General features: G+C 70.8%; 14 protein-coding genes, 1 tRNA gene and 2 pseudogenes. 11 read left to right on the top strand and 6 right to left on the bottom strand.

The annotated features are described in order from the left end of the window. Position 1: 1 nt before the first annotated feature. The 3 genes from ACGFT2_RS04850 to ACGFT2_RS04840 form a co-directional block, all read right to left on the bottom strand. Entirely contained in the window at positions 2-346 is a 345-nt protein-coding gene (locus ACGFT2_RS04850) for a DUF3140 domain-containing protein (RefSeq protein WP_393273499.1), read from the bottom strand. A 31-nt stretch (positions 347-377) separates the two neighbouring features. Next, positions 378-863: a DNA starvation/stationary phase protection protein gene (locus ACGFT2_RS04845; RefSeq protein ID WP_393273497.1), complete on the bottom strand. Its 486-nt coding sequence runs from the start codon at positions 861-863 to the stop codon at positions 378-380. An 85-nt stretch (positions 864-948) separates the two neighbouring features. After that, positions 949-1758, bottom strand: coding sequence for an alpha/beta hydrolase (locus ACGFT2_RS04840; RefSeq protein ID WP_393273495.1), 810 nt, complete (start codon positions 1756-1758; stop codon positions 949-951). Positions 1759-1913: 155 nt separating this feature from the next. Here ACGFT2_RS04840 and ACGFT2_RS04835 point away from each other — a divergent pair, with 155 nt between their 5' ends. The 3 genes from ACGFT2_RS04835 to ACGFT2_RS04825 all read left to right on the top strand — a co-directional run bounded on the left by ACGFT2_RS04835 (position 1914) and on the right by ACGFT2_RS04825 (position 5623). Next, a complete protein-coding gene (locus ACGFT2_RS04835) occupies positions 1914-3101 on the top strand; it encodes a thiolase family protein (protein WP_393273494.1) in 1188 nt (395 codons plus the stop codon). A gap of 73 nt (positions 3102-3174) precedes the next feature. Next, the gene (locus ACGFT2_RS04830) at positions 3175-4686 is read left to right on the top strand and encodes a long-chain fatty acid--CoA ligase (RefSeq protein ID WP_393273493.1); all 1512 of its coding nucleotides are present in this window, start codon (positions 3175-3177) and stop codon (positions 4684-4686) included. A 160-nt stretch (positions 4687-4846) separates the two neighbouring features. Then, complete coding sequence (locus ACGFT2_RS04825; protein ID WP_393273491.1) at positions 4847-5623, top strand: sulfite exporter TauE/SafE family protein; 777 nt, start codon at positions 4847-4849, stop codon at positions 5621-5623. Positions 5624-5689: 66 nt separating this feature from the next. Here the strand turns inward: ACGFT2_RS04825 and cobF are convergent, their stop codons facing one another. Together cobF and ACGFT2_RS04815 are read right to left on the bottom strand one after the other, a co-directional pair. Continuing rightward, a complete protein-coding gene (cobF, locus tag ACGFT2_RS04820) occupies positions 5690-6463 on the bottom strand; it encodes a precorrin-6A synthase (deacetylating) (RefSeq protein ID WP_393273489.1) in 774 nt (257 codons plus the stop codon). A gap of 200 nt (positions 6464-6663) precedes the next feature. Beyond that, the gene (locus tag ACGFT2_RS04815) at positions 6664-7311 is read right to left on the bottom strand and encodes a DUF309 domain-containing protein (RefSeq protein ID WP_393273488.1); all 648 of its coding nucleotides are present in this window, start codon (positions 7309-7311) and stop codon (positions 6664-6666) included. A 142-nt stretch (positions 7312-7453) separates the two neighbouring features. Between ACGFT2_RS04815 and ACGFT2_RS04810 the strand changes: the two genes are divergently transcribed. Next, positions 7454-7527: transfer RNA gene (locus tag ACGFT2_RS04810), tRNA-Pro, on the top strand. Positions 7528-7582: 55 nt separating this feature from the next. On the opposite strand, the pseudogene ACGFT2_RS04805 reads toward ACGFT2_RS04810, so the two are convergent. Next, positions 7583-7962, bottom strand: a pseudogene (locus tag ACGFT2_RS04805) (tyrosine-type recombinase/integrase); the annotation flags it as partial. 139 nt (positions 7963-8101) lie between these two features. On the opposite strand from ACGFT2_RS04805, the pseudogene ACGFT2_RS04800 reads away from it, so the two are divergent. From ACGFT2_RS04800 to ACGFT2_RS04770, 7 genes and pseudogenes are all read left to right on the top strand, one after another. Further along, positions 8102-8278 (top strand): annotated as a pseudogene (locus tag ACGFT2_RS04800) (amino acid permease); the annotation flags it as partial. Positions 8279-8524: 246 nt separating this feature from the next. Beyond that, positions 8525-8614: a K(+)-transporting ATPase subunit F gene (gene kdpF, locus ACGFT2_RS04795; RefSeq protein ID WP_016434100.1), complete on the top strand. Its 90-nt coding sequence runs from the start codon at positions 8525-8527 to the stop codon at positions 8612-8614. A 6-nt stretch (positions 8615-8620) separates the two neighbouring features. Then, the gene (gene kdpA, locus ACGFT2_RS04790) at positions 8621-10282 is read left to right on the top strand and encodes a potassium-transporting ATPase subunit KdpA (RefSeq protein ID WP_393273486.1); all 1662 of its coding nucleotides are present in this window, start codon (positions 8621-8623) and stop codon (positions 10280-10282) included. 32 nt (positions 10283-10314) lie between these two features. After that, on the top strand, positions 10315-12417 hold the full coding sequence (gene kdpB / locus ACGFT2_RS04785; RefSeq protein ID WP_393273484.1) for a potassium-transporting ATPase subunit KdpB: 2103 nt from the start codon (positions 10315-10317) through the stop codon (positions 12415-12417). A 5-nt stretch (positions 12418-12422) separates the two neighbouring features. Further along, on the top strand, positions 12423-13091 hold the full coding sequence (locus ACGFT2_RS04780) for a potassium-transporting ATPase subunit C (RefSeq protein WP_393273482.1): 669 nt from the start codon (positions 12423-12425) through the stop codon (positions 13089-13091). A gap of 132 nt (positions 13092-13223) precedes the next feature. Continuing rightward, positions 13224-13907 carry a response regulator gene (locus tag ACGFT2_RS04775; RefSeq protein WP_393273481.1) on the top strand — a complete coding sequence of 228 codons (684 nt, stop codon included), beginning with the start codon at positions 13224-13226 and terminating at the stop codon, positions 13905-13907. A gap of 1 nt (position 13908) precedes the next feature. Continuing rightward, positions 13909-16461 (top strand): ATP-binding protein, encoded by a 2553-nt coding sequence (locus tag ACGFT2_RS04770; RefSeq protein ID WP_393273479.1) that lies wholly within the window; start codon positions 13909-13911, stop codon positions 16459-16461. Positions 16462-16782 lie beyond the last annotated feature (321 nt).

Raw genomic sequence — 16782 nt, 5'->3', positions numbered from 1 at the left:
TCTACGGCTTGAGCGGGTCGTGGCCGAGGGTCATCAGCCGGTGCCGGCGGCGGGTGTCCTCCGGCGTGATCTCGGGCTCGGGCTCGTTCTCCACGTCCACGAGATCGTCGACGGTGTCGACGACCCGGTACATCACCCGGATGTCGGCGTCGGTGAGGTCCGTCCGGCGCTTCTGGAGGATCGCGAGGACATGCCGGCCGGTCGGCGTGCCGGCCTCGTCGGGCAGCGGCTCCGCCTCGTCGTCGGCGTCCCGCACCCTGAGCCAGGCCGCCAGTTCGGCGGAGGTCATGTTCACCACGCGGTGGAAGTCCTCCCACAGCGTGTCGAGTTCGAGGGCGTCGGCCATGGGTTGCCCTTTCCGTGCGGGGGTGGGTGTGCTAACCGGCGTCGCGCGGGTGGTTCTCGGCCTCGAACATCCAGCGCTGCTTCTCCAGGTCGGCCGTGATGGAGATGAGCAGGTCCTGGGTGACCGGGTCGGCCTTCTCCGTCGCGCCGATCCGCTCGCGCAGCCGGCCGACGGCCGTCTCCAGCGCCGACACCATCAGCTCCACGACCTCCGTGTCGCGCAGCCAGCCGTCCTTGACGCCGGGGAGGGAGAAGGCGGCGGCGACGGTCTCCGGGCGTCCGTCCGGCGACACGCCGAGCGCGGCGGCGCGTTCGGCGACCGTGTCGGAGTGGGCACGCGCCGTGTCGACGACCTCGTCCAGCTGGAGGTGGATCGACCGGAACCGCGGGCCCACGATGTTCCAGTGCGCCTGCTTGCCCACCAGTGACAGTCCCAGCAGGTCGATCAGCGTCTCCTGCAGGGCGGTCCCGGTGACACCCAGCGCCTCCGCGGGCAGCGTGCTCTTGATCACGGGCATGGTGGGGATGTCCCCTTTCGCAAATGGAATGCGGTTGTGTCCGTGAGGGCGGGTGCCCCGCGTCCACCGGCGCAAACAGGCCTGATCAGCGGGGCAGTGACGCGTCCAGGAAGCGGATCACCTCGGCGTGGACCCGGTCCCGGTCCGTCTCGTGGAACACCTCGTGCCGGGCCCCGGGGAAGATCCGCTCGGTCAGCCGGTCCCCGCCGAGCCGCTCCACCCCGACCCGGCTGCCGGGCAGCGGCACCAGCCGGTCGTCGTCCCCGTGCAGCCACAGCAGCGGCAGCCGGCCCACGTCCCCGCCCCGGTCGACGGCCTCCAGGGTCCGCACGAACGCCTGGAGCGTCGGCCGCTTCATCGGGCCGTGCCAGACCAGCGGGTCGGCGGCGTAGGCGGCGCCCACGGCCGGGTCCCGGGACAGCGCGGACGGGCTGATCGGGGTGTCCGGGATCTCGTCCAGCGCCAGCAGCCGTCCCGGCAGCTCCCAGGCGCCGATCACCGGCCCGGACAGGATCAGCGCGCTCAGCTCCGCGCCGTACCGCTGGGCGTAGCGGGCCGCGATCAGACCGCCCATGGAGTGGCCCACGAGCACGAGCGGCAGGCCGGGGTGTGCGGCCCGGGCCAGGTCCGCCGCCGCGTGCACGTCGGTGACCACGTCCTCGAAGTCCTCGATCAGCACCCGCTCCCCGGCCGACCTGCCGTGGCCCATGTGGTCGGGGGCCCAGACGGCCGCCCCGTGCCCGGCGAGCACACCGGCGAGCTGCCGGTACCGGCCCGCGTGCTCGCCGTACCCGTGCACGAGGAGAGCCAGGTGGCGGGGGGACGGGTGCGGCCACTCGTGTACGGCGACCGCGCCGCGGGTGCCCTCGATGATGTGCTCGCGGACGTGGGGCATGTCTCCTCCGGCTGCCTCGGTGAAGGTCGGTGAGGATCTTCCCAGTGAGCCGGTCGGAGGTCTATAGTCCAAAACTAGCAGTGCTAATTAACGAGGGGCCGCGGCACACCGTGGCCCCGGCTGATCCACAGCGTCGTAGGTCAGGAGTCCCAGCCGTGCGTCCCGTCCACTTCGCGGCCGCCCGCCGCACCCCCATCGGCAAGCTGCGCGGAGCCCTGTCCGCCGTCCGGCCCGACGACCTGGCGGCGACCGTGATCCGCCGGCTGGTGGCCGGCGTGCCCGCGCTCGACCCCGCCCGGATCGACGACGTCTACTGGGGCGCGGCCAACCAGGCGGGTGAGGACAACCGCAACGTCGCCCGGATGGCCGCCCTGCTCGCGGGTCTCCCCGAGACCGTGCCCGGCGCCACCGTCAACCGGCTGTGCGCCTCCGGCCTGGAAGCGGTCACCACCGCCGCCCGGACGATCGCCGCGGGCGAGGCCGACGTCGTGATCGCGGGCGGCTCGGAGTCGATGAGCCGCGCCCCCTTCGTGCTGCCCCGCCCCGACGAGGCCCTGCCGCACCGGATCGAGACCCACGACACCCGGCTCGGCTGGCGGTTGGTCAACCCCGCCATGAAGGATCTGCACGGCCTGCTGTCCATGGGGGAGACCGCCGAGGAGGTCGCCGCCCGGCACGGCGTCTCCCGCGAACGCCAGGACGAGTTCGCCCTGCGCAGCCACCGGCTGGCCGCGGCCGCCCGCAAGGACGGCCACTTCGACGACGAACTCCTGCCCGTCGAGCGGCCGGACGGCATCGTGGTCGACCGGGACGAGTGCGTCCGCGAGGACACCTCGCTGGAGAAGCTGTCTCGCCTGAAGCCGGTCTTCCGCGCGGGCGGCACGGTCACCGCGGGCAACGCCTCGCCGATGAACGACGGGGCGGCAGGCCTGCTGCTGGTCAGCGAGGAGTCCCTGGAGGAGCTGGGTCTCGAGTCCCTGGGGCGCTATGTCGCCGGGGCCTCCGCCGGGGTCCACCCCGACGTGATGGGCATCGGCCCGGTCCCCGCCACCCGCAAGGCGCTCGCCCGGGCCGGCTGGCGGATCGAGGACCTCCAGGAGGCCGAGTTCAACGAGGCGTTCGCCGCACAGGCCCTCGCGTGCGTCGACCAGCTGGGCATCGACCCCGACCTGGTGAACCCCAGCGGAGGCGCCATCGCCCTCGGTCACCCGCTCGGCTGCTCCGGCGCCCGCATCCTGACCACCCTGCTGCACCGGATGCGGCGCACGAGCGCGGCACGCGGGCTGGCGACGATGTGCGTGGGCGTCGGCCAGGGCAGCGCGGTGCTGGTCGAAAGGCCCTAGCGATCCGCCGACGGGGGCTCCCCGCGAGGGGATTCGAGACACGAGCCGCAGCAAGGAAACGGAGCATCACTCCATGGCAACCCTCTCCGTCGCCGCCATCCTCGCCGAGAACGCCCGGCGCCGCCCCGACAGGACGGCTCTCGTGGAAGGCGATCTGCGCCTCACCTTCGCGGAGGTGTGGGACAAGGCGCTGGAGCAGGCGGGCGCGCTCGCCGGCCTCGGCGTGCGCCCGGGCGACCGGGTCGCGCTGATGGCCCCCAACACCGCCGAATTCCCGGTCGCCTACTACGCGATCGCCGCGGCCGGAGCCGTCGTCGTCCCCGTGCACCTGCTGCTGTCGGCGGGCGAGGTCGAGCACGTCCTGCGGGACAGCGCCGCCACGCTGCTGCTCGTCCACCCGGCCCAGGCGGAGACCGGCCGCACCGCGGCCGCCGCCACCGGGGTCCGCGCGGTGACCCTGGGCGAGGAGTTCGAGAAGCTCGCCGCCGCCGCCGAGCCGCTCCCGTCCTACCTCACCCGGTCCGCCGACGACCCCGCGGTGATCTTCTACACCAGCGGTACCACCGGTGTCCCCAAGGGCGCGGTGCTCAGCCACTTCAACCTGGTGATGAACGCGACCGTCAACGCCTTCGACGCCAACGACATCCGGGCCGACGACATCGCCCTCGGCGCGCTGCCCCTCTTCCACGCCTTCGGCCAGACCGTCTCCCTGAACTCCACCTGGCGGGCGGGGGCCACGCTCGTCCTGCTGCCCCGGTTCGACGCCGCCCGCGCCATCGAGCTGATGGCCGCCGAGGGCGTGAACACCTTCCACGGCGTGCCGACCATGTTCGTCGCCCTCGCGGCGGCGGCCGCGGACGCCACCGCGCTGCCGCGGCTGCGAGTGTGCATCTCGGGCGGCGCCTCGCTCCCGGTCGCCGTACTGGAGCGGTTCGAGGCCGCGTTCGGGGCGAAGATCTACGAGGGGTACGGGCTCTCGGAGACCTCGCCGACGGCCACCGTCAACCAGGCGGCCTTCGGTACCAGGCCCGGCACCATCGGTCACCCGCTGTGGGGCGTCGACGCGGAGATCGCCCGCGCCGAGGTCGAGGGCCGCATCGAACTCCTGCCGGCCGGCGAGCTGGGCGAGGTCGTCATCCGCGGCCACAACGTCTTCTCCGGCTACCTCGGCCGTCCCGAGGCCACCGCCGAGGCACTGGTGGACGGCTGGTTCCGCACCGGCGACCTCGGCACCAAGGACGAGGACGGCTTCCTGCGGATCGTCGACCGCAAGAAGGACGTCATCATCCGCGGCGGCTACAACGTGTACCCGAGGGAGGTCGAGGAGGTGCTGGTGCGCCACCCCGGCATCGCCCAGGCCGCCGTCATCGGCCTGCCCGACGAACTGCACGGCGAGGAGGTGTGCGCCGTCGTCGTGCCGGCGCCGGGCACCGCCCTCGACGCCACCGACCTCACCGAGTGGTCCAAGCAGCATCTGGGCAGGCACAAGTACCCGAGGCGCGTGGAGTTCGCGGAGGCGCTGCCGCTCGGGCCGAGCATGAAGGTGCTCAAGCGGGAACTGCGGGCCCGGTACACGGCCCGCTAGGGACCGGCCGGCGACACGGTCCTCACACGGGCCCGGTTACGGCCCGTCAGGGACCGGGCGAGACGGTCCTACGCGGGCCCGGTACACGGCCCGATAGGGGCCGGGCCGGCGAGACGGTGCTTACGCGGGCCGGGTACGTGCGCATAGCATCGGATCCCGCATGAACACGATGACCCTGTGGCACATCTCCGGCCTCCAGTTCGCCGCGCTCGCCTGCGCCGCCCTGCTCGTCGGCTTCTCCAAGACCGCCGTGAGCGGCGCCAACACGATCAGCCTCGCCGTCTTCGCGGCGGTCCTGCCCGCCCGCGCCTCCACCGGCGTCCTGCTGCCCGTCCTGATCGCCGGCGACGTGCTCGCCGTCCTCACCTACCGGCGGCACGCCCACTGGCCCACGCTGTGGCGGCTGTTTCCCGCCGTCGCGGCGGGCGTGGTGGCCGGCACGCTGTTCCTGGTGTGGGCCGACGACGGGATCGTACGGACCTCGATCGGGGCGATCCTGCTGCTGATGGCCGGCGTCACCCTGTGGCGCCGGCGACGCGAGGACGCGCAGGCGGACGCGCCGGACTCGGTCACCACCCGAGCGGGCCGGATGAAGGCGCGGTCGTACGGCGTGCTCGGCGGCTTCACCACGATGGTCGCCAACGCGGGCGGCCCCGTGATGTCGATGTACCTGCTGTCCGCCGGCTTCCGCAAGCTCGGCTTCCTCGGTACCTCGGCGTTCTTCTTCCTGATCGTCAACGTCTCGAAGGTGCCGTTCAGCGCGGGACTCGGCCTGATCGACGGCCGCTCGCTGCTGCTGGACGCCGCCCTCGTGGTGTTCGTCCTGCCCGGCGCGCTGTTCGGCAGGTGGGCCGTGGACAGGATCGACCAGCGGCTCTTCGAACGACTCGTGATCGCGGCGACGATCGTGGGCGGCGTGCAACTGCTGATCCGATAGCCCCCGCAGCCGCCCCGGGCCCCGCGCGCCACCGGGGTCCCGCCCCGGTGCCGCGCGCGGCGGGGCTCAGTCCTCGCCGGTGTTCCTGCGCAGCAGATACGTGTCCATGATCCAGCCCTTGCGCTCGCGTGCCTCGGCCCGCAGCCGCTCGATGCGCGGTCCGGCCTCGGCGATCGGCCCGGAGGCGAGGATCTCGTCCGGGGTGCCGAGGTAGGCCCCCCAGTAGATGTCCATGTCCTGGTCGGTGTACTGCCGGAAGGCCTGCTGGGCGTCCAGCATCACGACCACGTCGTCCACCCCCGCCGGGAAGCCCTCGGCCAGCCGCCGCCCGGTGGTGATCTGCACCGGGCGCGCCACCCGGTTCAGTCCCGTGCGATGCCTGGCCACCAGCGTGGAGACGCTGGTGATGCCGGGCACGACGTCGTACTCGAACGCCACCGCGCTACGCTCCAGCACCTCCTGGAGGATCCCCAGCGTGCTGTCGTACAGCGCCGGGTCCCCCCACACCAGGAAGGCCCCGGTGCCGTCCTCGGCCAGCTCCTCGACGATCAGCCGCTCGTAGATCGCGGCGCGGGCGCTGCGCCAGTCGTGGACGGCCGGCGAGTACGCCGCGCCGCCCGCCTCGCGGTCCCGTTCCGGGTCCCCGGCCGTCACCACCCGGTAGGACCCCGCCGCCAGATGCGCGTCCAGCATGTCCCGGCGCAACCGGGTCAGATCGCCCTTCACCTCGCCCTTGTCGAGCAGGAAGAACACGTCCGTGCTCCGCAGCGCCTTGACCGCCTGCAGGGTCAGCTGGTCGGGGTCGCCCGCGCCGATACCGATGACATGAATCTTTCGCACGCCCCGAGTCTGCCGCATACCGCCTCCGGCCCGTCCACGGCTCCGGGCTGTCCACGGCTTCCGGGCCGTCCACGGCCTCCGGGCCGTCCACCGCCGCCGCACCCCTCCCGGCCGACACGATGTCCGGCTCGGCGGGGACGGTCATGCGGCTCGGCGGGCGCTGTCGTCCGGACTCGGCCAGCCGGACCCGGCGACCACTTTCATCCCGGCTCACCCGGGCCGAGCCGGGGCGCCTCGGTGCGCGCGTCCACCGGACCCGGCCCGTGGTCCACCCGCCCGGCCAGCTCCCGCGCCCACCGGGCCAGGCCGGGCAGATCCATCCCGTACGGCCGGTCCTCGCCCCGCTGCGCCGCCCACTCCTCGACCGCGCCACCGCCCCGCCGCAGCAGGCGCGCCCCGCCGACCGCGTTCCCGCGGGCCGCGTGGGTGAGTCCCACCGCCAGCTGGGCCAGCCCCCGCCACAGCGCGCGCTCCTCCTGAGGGCCCGACTTCCAGGCGTCCTCGAACACCTCGTGCGCGTGGAACGGTCTCCCCGAGTCCAGCAGCGCCTGCGCCTCGGTGACCGTCTCCCGCGGCGCCCGTACGACGCCCTCGGGCTGCCGCGGGACGCCCTGCGTGCCGTAGGGCAGCGGCCGTCCCAGCCCGTCCCGCGGCCGCGCACTGCGCGCCCGCCCGTCCGCGTCCCGGTCCCGCCGGTCCGCGTCTCGGTCCCATGCGTCCGCGTCCCGCCCGTCCGCGTCTCGGTCCCATGTGTCCGCGTCCCGCCCGTCCGCGTTCCGGTCCCATGCGTCCGCGCCCTGGCCGCCTGCGTCCCGGTCCCGGCCGTCGAATGCGCTTGCCTTCGTCATACGGCCGATTGTCTCCCGCCGTCTCCCACCCGGCCTCGGCTCCCAGCCGGCCGCGCCCCGCACCCGCCCTTTTCGGCGCACCCGTCGACGTGGGGTAAAGTTCTGTCCGCGCGATCGCACGGGTCACCGTGAGTGAGCGCATCGGGACGTGGCGCAGCTTGGTAGCGCACTTGACTGGGGGTCAAGGGGTCGCAGGTTCAAATCCTGTCGTCCCGACTTGTGAAGACGCAGGTCGGAGGCCGTGTCGGAGTGATCCGACACGGCCTCCTGATCATTCTTGGGGACCATTTGGGGACCTGGGCTCGCTCTCAGCCGTCGCTGCTGGCTGCAGGGCCAACGTACGGGGCGCCCGGAGCGCGCTGAGATGCGCCGAGGGTGCTGTGCCTGCTTTGGTGATCTGGTCCATACCCGGGTGCAGGTACCGCTGTGTGGTGACCGGCGATCCGTGGCCGGCGATCTTGCGCAGCACGTGCACCGGTACGCCGGCGTCCGCGAACCAGGTGAGACCGGGGTGCGTAGGTCATGGCGGCGTAGATGCTCGAAGCCGAGTTCGGTGACGGCATCGCCCCAGTGGGTGGCATCACGAAGGACGGCGGTGCTGGTGCGGCCACCCCGGGGCCCGGTGAACAGGCGGGCATCAGGGTTGGGACCGGGTCGCTTTATGCTCGCTCCCGGCCCAAGTGCCGTACCCACGCTGCAAGCCCGGCTGGTCGCCGCCCCGGCGGACCGGACGGGGGCCGCACTGGACACATCGGGACCGGTGCGCGGGTGATGAAACCGGCCGGACGGCATCCGCGAGGTGGCCGCCGCCGAGCCTGTCACGCGGGTCACCGTGCTGATCCCGGAGACCGAGCCGGAGCGGCTGTGGCAGCGCCTCCCGCAGAACCAGCGGGGCGCGGTCGTCGCGCACGCCGTGCGACGGGAGACGGACGCGGTGATCTGCCGACTGCGATTCCGGCTGCTCTGATCCGGCGTCTCTTGTCACCGGCTGGTATGGGGCGTGGCCGTAAGAGTCTCGTCAAAGCCGCGCAGGCGGCCGTAAGAGGGTCGTCAACGAGCGACCGGATCCGGCCAGCCACGCGGTTTCCTCTAACCGTCCTTGTTCTACCCCCGAACCTCTTCAGGAGTTCACGATGGCCGATCTGGCCTTCGTCGTCACCGTCCTCGCGGGTTTCGCGCTGGTGGCCCTCGTCGCCAAGGGGGTGACGAAGCTGTGACCGCCGAGAACATCGTCGGCCTGGTCGTGGCCGTCGCCCTGCTGGGCTATCTCGTCCTCGCCCTGATCTTCCCGGAGAGGTTCTGAGAACAGATGGGTCCCGTACTCGCAGGCGTGCTCCAACTGCTGGCCCTCATAGGCGCGCTGGCGCTCGTCCACGTTCCCGTCGGCAACTACATGGCCCGGGCCTACTCCTCGCCCAAGCACCTCCGGGTGGAGAAGTGGATCTACAAGGCGATCGGTGCCAACCCCGACGCCGAGATGACCTGGCCCGCGTACCTGCGCGGCATCCTCGCCTTCTCGGCTGTGAGCGTCCTCTTCCTCTACCTGCTGCAGCGGCTCCAGGGCGTCCTGCCCGGCTCGCTGCACTTCTCCTCGGTCAACCCGGCGCAGTCGTTCAACACGGCCGTGTCCTTCGTCACCAACACCAACTGGCAGTCGTACTACGGCGAGCAGACCATGGGTCACGTCGTGCAGACCGCCGGTCTGGCCGTGCAGAACTTCGTCTCCGCCGCCGTCGGCATGGCCGTCGCCGTCGCCCTCGTGCGCGGCTTCGCCCGCTCGCGCACCGGTGAACTGGGCAACTTCTGGGCCGACCTGGTGCGCGGCACCCTGCGGATCCTGGTGCCGATGGCGGCCGTCGCCGCGGTGATCCTGGTCGCCTGCGGCGCCATCCAGAACTTCTCCGGCATCCACGAGGTCGGCCAGTTCATGGGCGGCTCGCAGCAGTGGAACGGCGGCGCGGTCGCCTCCCAGGAGGCCATCAAAGAGATCGGCACCAACGGCGGCGGCTACTTCAACGCCAACAGCACCCACCCCTTCGAGAACCCGACGCCGTTCACCAACCTCTTCGAGATCTTCCTGATCCTGGTGATCCCGTTCTCGCTGACCCGCACCTTCGGCGTGCTGGTCGGCAGCGTGAAGCAGGGCTACGCGATCCTCGCCACGATGTTCACCATCTGGCTCGGCTTCACCGCGCTGATGATGTGGACCGAGTTCGCCCACCACGGCCCGGCGCTGCAGGCGGCGGGTGGCGCGATGGAGGGCAAGGAGGTCCGCTTCGGCATCGGCGGCTCCTCGATCTTCGCCGTGTCCACGACCCTGACGTCGACCGGTGCGGTGGACTCCTTCCACTCCTCCTTCACCGGCCTCGGCGGCGGCATCACCCTGCTCAGCATGATGCTGGGCGAGATCACGCCCGGCGGCACCGGCTCCGGCCTGTACGGCATCCTGATCATGGCCGTGATCGCGGTGTTCATCGCCGGTCTGATGGTCGGCCGCACCCCCGAGTACCTGGGCAAGAAGACCGGCGGACGGGAGATGAAGCTCGCCGCCTGCTACATCCTGATCACTCCGGCGCTGGTGCTGGTCCTCACTGCGGCCTCGATGGCGCTGCCGACCCCGCCGCACTCGATGCTCAACTCGGGCGCGCACGGGTTCTCCGAGGTGCTGTACGCCTTCACCTCGGCGGCCAACAACAACGGCTCGGCCTTCGCCGGCCTGAACGCGAACACCGACTGGTTCAACACCATGACCGGACTCGCCATGCTGCTCGGCCGCTTCCTGCCGATGGTGTTCGTCCTGGCCCTGGCGGGCTCTCTGGCAGAGCAGAAGCCGGTGCCGGTCACCGCGGGCACCCTGCGCACCGAGAAGCCGCTGTTCACCGGCCTGCTGGTGGGCGCGATCCTGATCATCACCGGTCTCACGTACTTCCCGGCCCTCGCGCTGGGCCCGCTCGCGGAAGGGCTGGCGTGATGACCACCCGCACAGAGAACCCAGAGGACTCCATGTCCACTGTCACACCCACCCGGGCGCCGCACAGCGACGTCCCCACCGGCCACAAGCCCACCGAGGTCCGTGTCGGAGCCGGCTTCTTCGACCCCAAGGCACTGATCAAGTCGCTGCCGGACGCGTTCCGCAAGCTCGACCCGCGGGTGATGATCAAGTCCCCCGTGATGTTCGTGGTGTGGATCGGCTCCGTGCTCACCACGGTGTTCTCCGTCAAGGACCCGGGCGACTGGTTCGGTTGGGCGATCAGCGCCTGGCTGTGGCTGACGGTCATCTTCGCCAACCTGGCGGAGGCGGTCGCCGAGGGCCGTGGCAAGGCGCAGGCGGAGACCCTGCGCAAGGCCAAGACGGACACAGTGGCCCGTCGGCTGCTGAAGGACGGCTCCGAGGAGCAGGTTCCCGGCACCGCGCTGACCATCGGTGACCTGGTGGTCTGCGAGGCCGGTGACGTCATCCCCGGTGACGGTGACGTCGTCGAGGGTGTCGCCTCGGTCGACGAGTCGGCGATCACGGGTGAGTCCGCGCCGGTGATCCGTGAGTCCGGCGGTGACCGGTCCGCGGTCACGGGCGGTACGAAGGTGCTGTCCGACCGGATCGTCATCAAGATCACGACGAAGCCGGGCGAGACCTTCATCGACCGGATGATCAACCTGGTCGAGGGCGCGGCCCGGCAGAAGACGCCCAACGAGATCGCACTCAACATCCTGCTGGCGTCGCTGACCATCGTCTTCCTGCTGGCCTGCGCCACGCTGCCGCCGTTCGCCACCTACGCGGGCACCCACCTGACGATGGTGGTGCTGGTCGCCCTGCTGGTCTGCCTGATCCCGACGACCATCGGCGCCCTCCTCTCCGCGATCGGCATCGCGGGCATGGACCGGCTGGTCCAGCGCAACGTGCTGGCGATGTCGGGGCGGGCGGTGGAAGCCGCCGGTGACGTCTCCACGCTGCTGCTCGACAAGACCGGCACCATCACCCTCGGCAACCGTCAGGCCGCCGAGTTCCTGCCGGTGCGCGGCACCACCGACGCCGAGGTCGCGGACGCCGCCCAACTGTCGTCGCTGGCCGACGAGACGCCCGAGGGGCGGTCCATCGTCGTCCTGGCCATGGAGAAGTACGGGCTGCGCGAGCGTCACCAGGGCGAGCTGGCGCACGCGGCGTGGATCGAGTTCACCGCCCAGACCCGGATGTCGGGTGTGGACGTCGACGGGCGCAGGATCCGCAAGGGTGCCACCGCCTCGGTGGTCACCTGGGTCGAGGCGCAGGGCGGCGAAGTCGCTGCGGACGCCCAGGCGCTGACCGACCGTATCTCCGAGGCCGGCGGCACCCCGCTGCTCGTCGCGGTCGAGGACGCCGAGGGCGCCCGCGTCCTGGGTGTCATCCACCTGAAGGATGTCGTCAAGGACGGTATGCGGGAGCGGTTCGAGGAGCTGCGTCGCATGGGCATCAATACGGTCATGATCACGGGTGACAACCCGCTGACCGCGAAGGCGATCGCCGAGGAGGCGGGCGTCGACGACTTCCTGGCGGAGGCCACTCCCGAGGACAAGATGGCCCTCATCAAGCGGGAGCAGGCGGGCGGCAAGATGGTCGCGATGACCGGTGACGGCACCAACGACGCGCCCGCGCTCGCGCAGGCCGACGTGGGCGTGGCGATGAACACCGGTACGTCGGCCGCCAAGGAGGCCGGCAACATGGTCGACCTCGACTCCAACCCGACCAAGCTGATCGAGATCGTCGAGATCGGCAAGCAGCTGCTGATCACACGCGGTGCGCTGACCACGTTCTCCATCGCCAACGACGTCGCGAAGTACTTCGCGATCATCCCGGCGCTGTTCGCGGCGGTCTACCCGGGCCTGGACAAGCTGAACATCATGCACCTGTCCTCGCCGAACTCCGCGATCCTGTCCGCGGTCATCTTCAACGCGCTGATCATCATCGCCTTGGTGCCGCTGTCGCTGAAGGGCGTGCACTATCGGCCGATGAGCGCGGACAAGATGCTGCGGCGCAACCTCGGGATCTACGGCATCGGCGGCCTGATCGCGCCGTTCATCGGCATCAAGATCATCGACCTGCTCATCTCCCTCATCCCCGGAATCGGTTGATCGCCATGAACAACTCCGTAACGAACACCGCCCGGTTGCTCGGGGCGGGCCTCAGGGCCCTCCTCGTGCTGACCCTGGTGACCGGGGTCATCTACCCGCTGGTCGTCACCGGCATCGCCCAGGCCCTGTTCCACAACAAGGCGAACGGCTCCGAGATCAGGGCAGACGGCAAGGTCGTCGGCTCGTCACTGATCGGGCAGTCGTACAACCTGCCACTGAAGAAGGGCCAGGAGACGCCGGACGCGGACCTGAAGTGGTTCCAGGGCCGCCCGGCGAACGGGCTCGGTGCCAACAGCGTCAACACGCAGTACAAGCTGATCCTGTCGGGTGCCACCAACCTTTCCGCGGACAGCAAGGTGCTGATCAGGCAGGTCGAGGATGCCAAGGCCGCCGTCGTGAAGGACAACTCGGTGCCCGGGTACACGATCAAGCCCTCCCAGGTGCCCGCCGACGCGGTGACCTCCTCGGGCTCGGGCCTGGACCCGAACATCTCCCCGGACTACGCGGAACTCCAGGTCCACCGGATCGCCGCGAAGAACGGCCTGTCCGTCTCCACGGTGGAGACGCTGGTCAAGGACCACACCGAGGGCCGCACCCTCGGCTTCATGGGTGATCCCCGCGTGAACGTCCTGGAGCTCGACCTCGCGCTCAAGGACCTTGCGGCGAAGCACTGACGGGATTACGCGGCATGCGCGGGAGTTGGCGGCCGGGCGGCATCCTGGGGCCGTCAACTCCCGCAGTCATGAAATCGGTTGCCTCGCGTCAGGCGCTTCCCGGCCCGACGTACGAGAGGAAGGCACACACCCATGACCCGGGTGCTCGTGGTGGAGGACGACCCGCAGCTCGTACGGGCCCTCGTCATCAACCTGCAGGCACGTCACTACGGCGTGGACGCCGCCCCCGACGGTGCCACGGCTCTGCGGCTCGCCGCCGCGTTTCAGCCCGACGTCGTACTGCTGGACCTCGGCCTGCCCGACATGGACGGCGTCGACATCGTCAAGGCACTGCGCGGCTGGTCCCGGATGCCGATCCTGGTCCTCTCGGCCCGCCAGTCCTCCGATGAGAAGGTGGCCGCGCTCGACGCCGGCGCCGACGACTACATCACCAAGCCGTTCGGCATGGACGAGCTGCTCGCCCGGCTGCGCGCGGCGGTCCGCCGTACCGGGTACACCCCGCTCGTCCCCGAGACGACGTTCGTCGAGACGGACGAGTTCACCATCGACCTGCTCGCCAAGAAGGCCGTACGGGAGGGGCGGGACGTACGACTCACCCCGACCGAGTGGCACCTGCTGGAGATCCTGGCGACCAACCCGGGTCGCCTGATCACCCAGAGACAACTGCTCCAGGAGGTTTGGGGCGTCTCGCAGAGCAACAAGACCAACTACCTGCGCGTCTACATGGCCCAGCTCCGCCGCAAACTGGAGACGGACCCTTCCCACCCCCGCTATCTGATCACCGAGCCCGGCATGGGCTACCGCTTCGAAGGATGACATGGCACGCGGCAAGCTTCGGATCTATCTCGGCGCGGCACCCGGCGTCGGCAAGACCTATGCCATGCTGTCGGAGGCGCACCGCCGTATCGAGCGGGGCACCGACTGCGCGGTCGCCTTCGTGGAACACCATCATCGGCCGCGCACCGAGGTGATGTTGCACGGCCTGGAACAGATCCCGCGCAAGGAGATCGAGTACCGGGGCGGCGGCTTCACCGAGATGGACGTGGACGCAGTACTGCGGCGTTCTCCGGCCGTCGCGCTGGTCGACGAGCTCGCCCATACGAACGTGCCCGGCTCCCGCAACGCCAAGCGCTGGCAGGATGTGGAGGAGCTGCTGGCCGCCGGGATCGACGTGGTCTCGACCGTCAACATCCAGCACCTGGAGTCGCTGGGTGATGTGGTGGAGTCGATCACGGGGGTGCGGCAGCGGGAGACCGTCCCGGACGAGGTGGCCCGGCGTGCCGACCAGATCGAGCTGGTCGACATGTCACCGGAGGCGCTGCGCCGTCGTATGGCGCACGGAAACATCTACAAGCCGGACAAGGTCGACGCGGCCCTCTCCAACTACTTCCGGCCGGGCAACCTCACCGCCCTGCGCGAACTGGCGCTGCTGTGGGTGGCCGACCGCGCCGACGCGTATCTCACCGAGTACCGCAGCGAGCATCACGTCTCGACCATCTGGGGTTCGCGCGAGCGTATCGTCGTCGGCCTGACCGGCGGCCCCGAGGGGCGCACCCTGATACGGCGTGCCGCGCGGCTGGCGGAGAAGGGCGCCGGCGGCGGGGTGATGGCCGTCTACATCTCCCGCAGCGACGGCCTCACCGCCGCCTCCCCGAAGGAACTGGCCGACCAGCGCACGCTGGTCGAGGATCTAGGCGGCACGTTCCACCAGGTCGTCGGCGACGACATATCGGCCGCCCTGCTCGACTTCGCCCGGGGCGTGAACGCCACCCAGATCGTGCTGGGCGTCTCCCGGCGCAGAAGCTGGCAGTACATCTTCGGGCCGGGGGTCGGTGCGACGGTCGCCGTCGATTCCGGGCCCGACCTGGACGTCCACCTCATCACGCACGACGAGGCGGGCAAGGGCCGCGGACTGCCAGTGGCGCACGGAGCGCGCCTGGGACGTTCCCGGGTCATCTGGGGCTGGCTGGTCGGCGTGCTCGGTCCCGCCCTTCTGACGTCGCTGCTCACCAACGCCACTCCGGACGTCGGCCTCGCCAACGACATGCTGCTGTTTCTCACCCTGACGGTGGCGTCGGCCCTGCTGGGCGGACTCTTCCCGGCGCTGGCGGCGGCGGTGGTGGGCACTCTGCTGCTCAACTGGTACTTCACCCCACCCATCCATACCCTGACGATCGCCGACCCGAAGAACATCGTCGCCATCGCGATCTTCGTCGGGGTGGCCGTGTCCGTGGCATCGGTGGTGGACCTGGCTGCCAGGCGTACCCACCTTGCGGCGCGGCTGCGCGCCGAGTCGGAGATCCTCTCCTTCCTCTCGGGGAACGTCCTGCGCGGCGAGACCACACTCGAGGCGCTACTGGTACGGATCCGGGAGACCTTCGGCATGGAGTCGGTGGCCCTGCTGGAGCGGACCGGGGAGACGGCCCCCTGGACCTGCGCAGGCAGCGTGGGACCCCAGCCCGCAAAGGTCCCAGAGGACGCGGACGTCGACGTACCGGTGGGCGACCACATGGCTCTCTCCCTCCGGGGCCGGGTGCTGCCCGCCGCCGACCGCCGGGTGCTGGCCGCGTTCGCCGCGCAGGCAGCCGTGGTCCTGGACCGCCAGCGGCTGCAGAGCGAAGCCGACCGGGCCAAGGAACTCGCCGAGGGCAACCGCACAAGGACCGCGCTGCTGGCAGCCGTCAGCCACGACCTGCGCACCCCGCTCGCCGGCATCAAGGCCGCGGTCACGTCGCTGCGTTCGGACGACGTGGAATGGTCCGCGCGGGACCAGGCCGAACTGCTGCAAGCCATCGAAGAGGGCGCCGATCGCCTCGACCATCTCGTGGGCAACCTGCTGGACATGTCCCGCCTGCAGACCGGCACGGTCACACCGATCATCCGCGAGACCGACCTCGACGAGGTCGTGCCCATGGCGCTCGGCGGGGTCCCGAATCCGGAGGAGTGCGTGGACCTGGACATCCCCGAGACCCTGCCGATGGTGTACGTCGACCGAGGATTGCTGGAGCGGGCCGTAGCCAACGTCGTCGAAAACGCGGTCAAGTACAGCCCGCCGGGGGAGAAGGTCCTGGTGTCTGCGAGCGCCCTGGCCGACCGGGTCGAGCTGCGGGTTGTGGACCGCGGGCCCGGCGTACCGGACGAGGCCAAGGACCGTATCTTCGAGCCGTTCCAACGGTACGGTGACGCGCCCCGCGGCGTCGGTGTCGGCCTCGGCCTCGCGGTCGCCCGCGGCTTCGCCGAGGCCATCGGCGGCACGCTCCACGCCGAGGACACCCCGGGCGGCGGCTTCACCATGGTCCTTGCGGTGCCGACGGCGCCGGATCGCGGGTGGCCGGAGCAGCCAGACCTGTCGGCGGCTGCCACTTCCTGACCCCCTCAGGCATCGGGCGGCACGGTGTCGAACTCCCGCTCCGGGTAGCCCTGGACACGAGCGAAGAAGACAGCCACTTCGGCACAGTGGCACTACCGAACCGTGGGACAGCCGAACGCTCCCACCCGTCGAGCTTCCACCACGTCACGCAGCCGCCCGTCCGTCGACTCGCCTGGACCGCGGCGAATGCGCGGCGCTCCTGGTCGAGGACGGCGGCGCAGGTTCGAATCCTGTCGTCCCGACTTGCGAGAGGCGTGATCAGGGACCGTTTCGGAGGAATCCGAAACGGCCCTTCGGCATCGCGGCCGCGGCACCGGTGGC

Origin of the sequence: Streptomyces sp. NPDC048514 (assembly GCF_043199955.1) — a bacterium.
GTDB lineage: Bacteria > Actinomycetota > Actinomycetes > Streptomycetales > Streptomycetaceae > Streptomyces.
The sequence above is the reverse complement of the archived record's forward strand: the minus strand, read 5'-3'. Positions and strand labels throughout refer to the sequence as shown.

Coding starts and splice junctions, on each gene's coding strand:
- ACGFT2_RS04850 (WP_393273499.1), bottom strand. CDS start 346: ATGGCCGACGCCCTCGAACTCGACACGCTGTGGGAGGACTTCCACCGC.
- ACGFT2_RS04845 (WP_393273497.1), bottom strand. CDS start 863: ATGCCCGTGATCAAGAGCACGCTGCCCGCGGAGGCGCTGGGTGTCACC.
- ACGFT2_RS04840 (WP_393273495.1), bottom strand. CDS start 1,758: ATGCCCCACGTCCGCGAGCACATCATCGAGGGCACCCGCGGCGCGGTC.
- ACGFT2_RS04830 (WP_393273493.1), top strand. CDS start 3,175: ATGGCAACCCTCTCCGTCGCCGCCATCCTCGCCGAGAACGCCCGGCGC.
- ACGFT2_RS04825 (WP_393273491.1), top strand. CDS start 4,847: ATGAACACGATGACCCTGTGGCACATCTCCGGCCTCCAGTTCGCCGCG.
- ACGFT2_RS04815 (WP_393273488.1), bottom strand. CDS start 7,311: ATGACGAAGGCAAGCGCATTCGACGGCCGGGACCGGGACGCAGGCGGC.
- kdpA (WP_393273486.1), top strand. CDS start 8,621: ATGGGTCCCGTACTCGCAGGCGTGCTCCAACTGCTGGCCCTCATAGGC.
- kdpB (WP_393273484.1), top strand. CDS start 10,315: ATGTCCACTGTCACACCCACCCGGGCGCCGCACAGCGACGTCCCCACC.
- ACGFT2_RS04780 (WP_393273482.1), top strand. CDS start 12,423: ATGAACAACTCCGTAACGAACACCGCCCGGTTGCTCGGGGCGGGCCTC.
- ACGFT2_RS04775 (WP_393273481.1), top strand. CDS start 13,224: ATGACCCGGGTGCTCGTGGTGGAGGACGACCCGCAGCTCGTACGGGCC.
- ACGFT2_RS04770 (WP_393273479.1), top strand. CDS start 13,909: ATGGCACGCGGCAAGCTTCGGATCTATCTCGGCGCGGCACCCGGCGTC.